General features: G+C 44.3%; 5 protein-coding genes and 1 pseudogene. 1 reads left to right on the forward strand and 5 read right to left on the reverse strand.

What is annotated here, in order from left to right:
- From KW93_RS13380 to KW93_RS13395, 5 genes and pseudogenes are all read right to left on the reverse strand, one after another.
- Nucleotides 1–391 (reverse strand): GNAT family N-acetyltransferase (locus tag KW93_RS13380; protein WP_033543537.1); only part of this gene is annotated, 391 nt, incomplete at its 3' end.
- A complete protein-coding gene (locus KW93_RS13385) occupies nt 388–837 on the reverse strand; it encodes an SRPBCC family protein (protein WP_033543538.1) in 450 nt (149 codons plus the stop codon). The genes KW93_RS13380 and KW93_RS13385, both read right to left, overlap by 4 nt.
- A gap of 127 nt (nt 838–964) precedes the next feature.
- Nucleotides 965–1,480 carry a GNAT family N-acetyltransferase gene (locus tag KW93_RS13390; protein ID WP_052131629.1) on the reverse strand — a complete coding sequence of 172 codons (516 nt, stop codon included), beginning with the start codon at nt 1,478–1,480 and terminating at the stop codon, nt 965–967.
- A 198-nt stretch (nt 1,481–1,678) separates the two neighbouring features.
- A pseudogene (locus KW93_RS17190) lies at nt 1,679–1,804 on the reverse strand (23S rRNA (pseudouridine(1915)-N(3))-methyltransferase RlmH); the annotation flags it as partial.
- Between the two features lie 45 nt (nt 1,805–1,849).
- Nucleotides 1,850–2,926: a helix-turn-helix domain-containing protein gene (locus KW93_RS13395; protein WP_033543539.1), complete on the reverse strand. Its 1,077-nt coding sequence runs from the start codon at nt 2,924–2,926 to the stop codon at nt 1,850–1,852.
- Nucleotides 2,927–3,446: 520 nt separating this feature from the next.
- Between KW93_RS13395 and KW93_RS13400 the strand changes: the two genes are divergently transcribed.
- Nucleotides 3,447–4,787, forward strand: coding sequence for an alkaline phosphatase (locus KW93_RS13400; RefSeq protein ID WP_033543540.1), 1,341 nt, complete (start codon nt 3,447–3,449; stop codon nt 4,785–4,787).
- The last annotated feature ends 130 nt before the right edge of the window (nt 4,788–4,917 follow it).

Here is a 4,917-nt window from a genome sequence, read left to right on the forward strand (position 1 = left end):
CATCCGCCTCAAATCCCAGCTTTTCATACAATTTCTTGGCCAAATCATTTTCCGGCTCAAAGCTTAAATAGATCATTTGATGTTCTTTATCCTCTTTGATCCGGTCAATCAGCTTCTCCATCGCCGCTTTCCCGTACCCTTTCGACTGAAATTTTCCGTCGATCATCAGGCGGTAAATCCAATATTCCTTATCATCGGCGTCCAGACAGTACATCGTAAACCCGACCAGTACATCGTCATAGTAGATGGCAAGGCAGACACATTCCGGAAATGCTTTGGCCTGTGCGAGCGAGAACAAATTCGTCGCCACGAAGGACTTTTGTTCCTCTCTTACCTTCAAATCAATTACATTGAAAAAATTATGACGATCGACCTCTTTGAATTCAATCATGTGATTTCCCTCTTTTGCTGTTCAATGTATTCCTTCAATCTCACCAAATGATTTTCGTCTTCTTTTTTTAATATCTTTTCGAAAAACGGCTTGATCAGCATGTTCTTCATCCCTTTTGAACGGATCGTTCCTTTGAAATCGACGGTCGTTCCGTCCTCTTGAGCCTGGAAAAGATACTCGTATACCACAGTCATGCCAGCACTTTCGCTCTTCACCGTATATTTTTGATTGGCAATAAATTCAGTGACATGCAGGATCGTTTCGACTGCTCTGGCTCTGACATTGCGGAGTTCCATGATCTGTGTTCCTGCCTGCACTGGCCCTTCTGTCAATTTTTCCGCTTTTACGACATTGTCCATAATCTTCGAAGCATATTTAAAGTCTGTTGCGATGGCAAACACGGTTTCCACCGGTGCCTTTATATATACGGTTTCTTTGAAAGCCATGTGCCTTACCCCTTTTCTGGCTAAAAATAAGCGATATGCATTAAAAAATAGCACAAACGCCATTTCACAGCTGCCGGTGCTCTTTCAGTATATCAATAGTTGTGATGAAGAGAGAAACCGGCAGCGCTTATTCGTAAAAGGTTGCAGGATTCAAGGAATAAATCATTTCCACCTTGCTCTCTTCCGCCAGTGAAAACCCCAATTTCTCCAATAACCGGATAGAAGCGATATTCTCCGGCGCAGCCCCCGCCATGATATTGTAATCACCCTGCTGCCTGATCCAAAGAATCAGTGAACGGACGATTTCGTATGCATACCCTTGCCTCTTAAAGACGGGGCTCACCGTAGAGCCAATCCAGAATAGATTTTCTTCCTTTTTAACGTAGACATCCCCGAGCAATTTTTGATCGGCTTTCCGTATGATGGCCAATTGCACTCCGCTTTCCACTGACGGTTCCTTCAACAGGGCGTCTTCATATTCTTCCCGCGATAAGCCCTTGAAATATTGATATTTCATCCATTCGAGATTGTTGCGGTAAGAAATGAAATCTGTAAGATCACTTTCAATGAAGCGTCGTGTATAACACCTTTCCGACTCGAATATCACTTTCACAGCGTCATTCGGTATTGGCTCTTTTTTCATTTATGAGGCCCCCTGTAACGACTTGAATGCTAATATCATAACTGATTCATTAGTATTAATCTGCTTTCAGTCTTAAAAGGTGTTTTTATATTTTGTTGAATTAATTCTTATAAGCAGGTGCACATCATCAATACTCCAGCCCATGATCAATTTCATTGTTATAACTGTTTGATTAAAAAATGCTTTTTAAGAATTAACTCACATATGATAGGACTCATTCTTCATTATCTGAAAAGCCCTATAAATCTGCTCCACCAAAATCAGCTTCATCAACTGATGCGGAAACGTCATTTTTAGAAACGGCAGCTTCTCATCCGCCCGCCTTCCTTCAATAGAACTTCTGCGTATTTTTCCTTTGAAAGGCCTTTTTTATTTATTGCGCACCTGACCGATCAATTCAATATATTGCGTGTCCCCGTAACCGAGTTCAGGGAATAGAGAAAGCAATTGTTTCACCAATTCCTTTTCCGAAAGATGAGGCTGGTTTTTAATATATTTCGTCACCCGGTTATCTCTAGCGAGCATATTCAGGTACAGTTCAACAGCCTGATACATGACCGGCAGCAGTTCCATTGATGGCTTCTGATGCTGCAGCATCACCTCTTCATACACTTTTGAATAGCCGCCTAAAGAAAGTTCTGTCTGATCCACTTTGAATTCGTCATCCCGGAAGCTGTTCAAAAATACACTGCCTCCGTAACCGGACTGCTCCAGATAAGCCAGTAAGGTCAGCAGGTTCATTTGGCAAAATACGTCTTCCCCAAACCATAAGACGATGTAATTATATTGATTTTCAAACAAAGGCTTTAAAGGCTCTATGACTATTTTTTCATAACTTTCCACAGAGGTTTGATGTCCTTGCGCCCGAAGCCGGATAAATTGCTCATCGAATACCGGCCTGGAAGCAGGGTGCACGCACATCGCTTCATTGAATGGAGCATAATCCGAGTCGCCCATCAATTTATTAGAATGGAATTCATCATACATGTTCTGGCCATTAAAAATATTCAGGACATCGGCATCAAACAATTCTGCTTTCCTGTTTTGCAACAGGGTTACCTCTTCTTTGAAGTTCATTTTATTTTCCGCTCCTTTCGATCTGACTGCCAGCTTCTCATAGGATTGAACCGGCCTTTGATTGTTCTGAAAATCCCCCGGACTGATTCCAAACACGGATTTGAATGCCCGGCTGTAAGCTTCCTGCGACGAATACCCGTATGCAACCGCCACATCGATCACTTTCCGTCCGCCGGCTAATTCCTTTGTCGTCAAATAGAGTTTCCGGAGCAGAACATATCGCCGGATGCTCACTCCTGTTGCCTGATGAAATTTAAACGAACAATAATAAGGGGAATACCCCATGTACTTCGAGAGCGCATCCAGGGAAAATGTACCGGTCAGATGCTCCTCTATCCACTCCACCATGGACTCTGTATAATCCTTCATAATCTTCACCTCTGCTTCCATTATAGGGCGGGATATTCTTATTGATTTGATAGTTGTTGCGGTTTCTTTACTCATGAAAATAAAAGGAGTACCCTGAGGTGGAGAAAGCGGTCGTTTAGGTAATTATAGTTATGGACTGTGACCATAATATGGTGCGGTTTTCCGTTTCTATTATTATTACCTTCTTTAGATGCTCCCTACAACAAGGTTTTGCGAAAGAAAAACACAACAAATACTTGTAATCTTCACCTTCCTGTAATCTGTTGTCCTGAAATTGGACACTCAGCCAGCACTGCAGCTTTTCCAAATATGAAAAATCTGAAATAATAATCAGAAAAACAACAATTTCAGAGTTGTGTGTTAGGAGAAATATTTTATCGCGCAACTGATTGAACCCTTGTTTTTAGTACACAAATACCATTTTTGTTGTTTTTATATCTTTTTACATGTACCTTACATCCTCTTAATATGCGCTTGTTATCGTATCCCTGTACTTAAAAAACGCGAGGAGGAAATGATCATGTTTAAGAAAGCTGCAACATTCGCTCTAGTGGGAGCAGTCGTTTTATCCGGCATTAACCTGAGTGTGGAGTTCGATGGAGCTGAAGCCAAAAAGCCAAACTGGGCAGGCAATCCGCATCACAATGGAAAAGTACGGAACGTCATCTACATGATTCCGGATGGCTACAATGCGGCCTACGCAACAAATTACCGCTGGTTCAAAGGAGAAGATTCCTCGTTCGATCCTCATGTAAAAGGATTGATGAAAACCCATTCCGCTGATACGGAAGTGACGGATTCCGCTGCGGCAGGCACTGCCATGGCAACCGGCGTTAAAACCAATAACGGCATGGTGGGTGTCACACCTGAAGGAAAAGAAGTGGATTCCATCCTGGATGCAGCCGAAGCCAATAAAAAATCAACAGGCCTGGTCGCCACTTCCACCATTACACATGCAACACCTGCAGTATTCGGTGCAAGTGTCGCATCACGCGGCAATGAAGCAGGGATCGCTCCCCAATATTTCGAAAATGGTGTTGACGTTTTGCTTGGGGGAGGCAAAGACTACTTCTTACCTGCCTCAGAAGGCGGAAAACAGACACAGGGAAATTTAATCGAACAGGCAGAAAAAGATGGCTATCAGTATGTAACAAATCGTGAGGAGCTGGCAAACAGCAATGGCGGCAAGATTCTTGGATTATTCGCAGATGATGCGATGTCACCTGAACTTCAGCGCGGGGAAACGGATGAGCCAAGTCTGGCTGAAATGACAGAGGCTGCCATCGATGCCCTGAAGCAGGACAAAGACGGCTTCTTCCTGATGGTGGAAGGTTCGCAGATCGACTGGGCAGGACATGCCCATGATGCAGCCTGGGCCATGACCGATGCGCAGGCGTTTGACGAAGCCGTGGAAGCTGCTCTTGAATTTGCGGAAAAAGACCGCAACACACTTGTGGTTGTGGCCGGTGACCATGAAACCGGCGGCATGTCAGTCGGTTCGAAAGGCCTTTATGACCTGAACATCGATATCCTGCATGATGTAACGGCAACAGGTGATTTTATGGCCGGTCAACTGGACGGCACGCGCAGCAATGTGAAAGAAGTCGTCGAAACCTACACAGGCTTTGAACTTACAGAAGAGGAAATCAACCAAATCAAAGAAGCGCAGCAAGCCGGAATCGCCATTAATGAAGTGATCAGCGACCGCGCTCTCGTCGGCTGGACAACTTCTGCCCATACAGGCACCGACCTGCCGATCTACGCTTACGGCCCGCAATCGGATAAATTCGTCGGCTTGTTCGACAACACCGACATCCCGAAACTCATGGCGGAAGCGATGAAAATCGAACTGAACAACTGATGAACAAGAAAAGCCCGGGCATTCTCCTGATGGAAAATACCCGGGCTTTTCTGTTTTTCTCTTCTAATACGCCAGCTTATAGACGACTTCCCCGTCGATCACCCGGCCATCCGCCTCAAATCCCAGCTTT

It is taken from the genome of Planococcus sp. CAU13, from assembly GCF_000775575.1.
In the GTDB taxonomy this organism is placed as follows: Bacteria; Bacillota; Bacilli; order Bacillales_A; family Planococcaceae; genus Planococcus.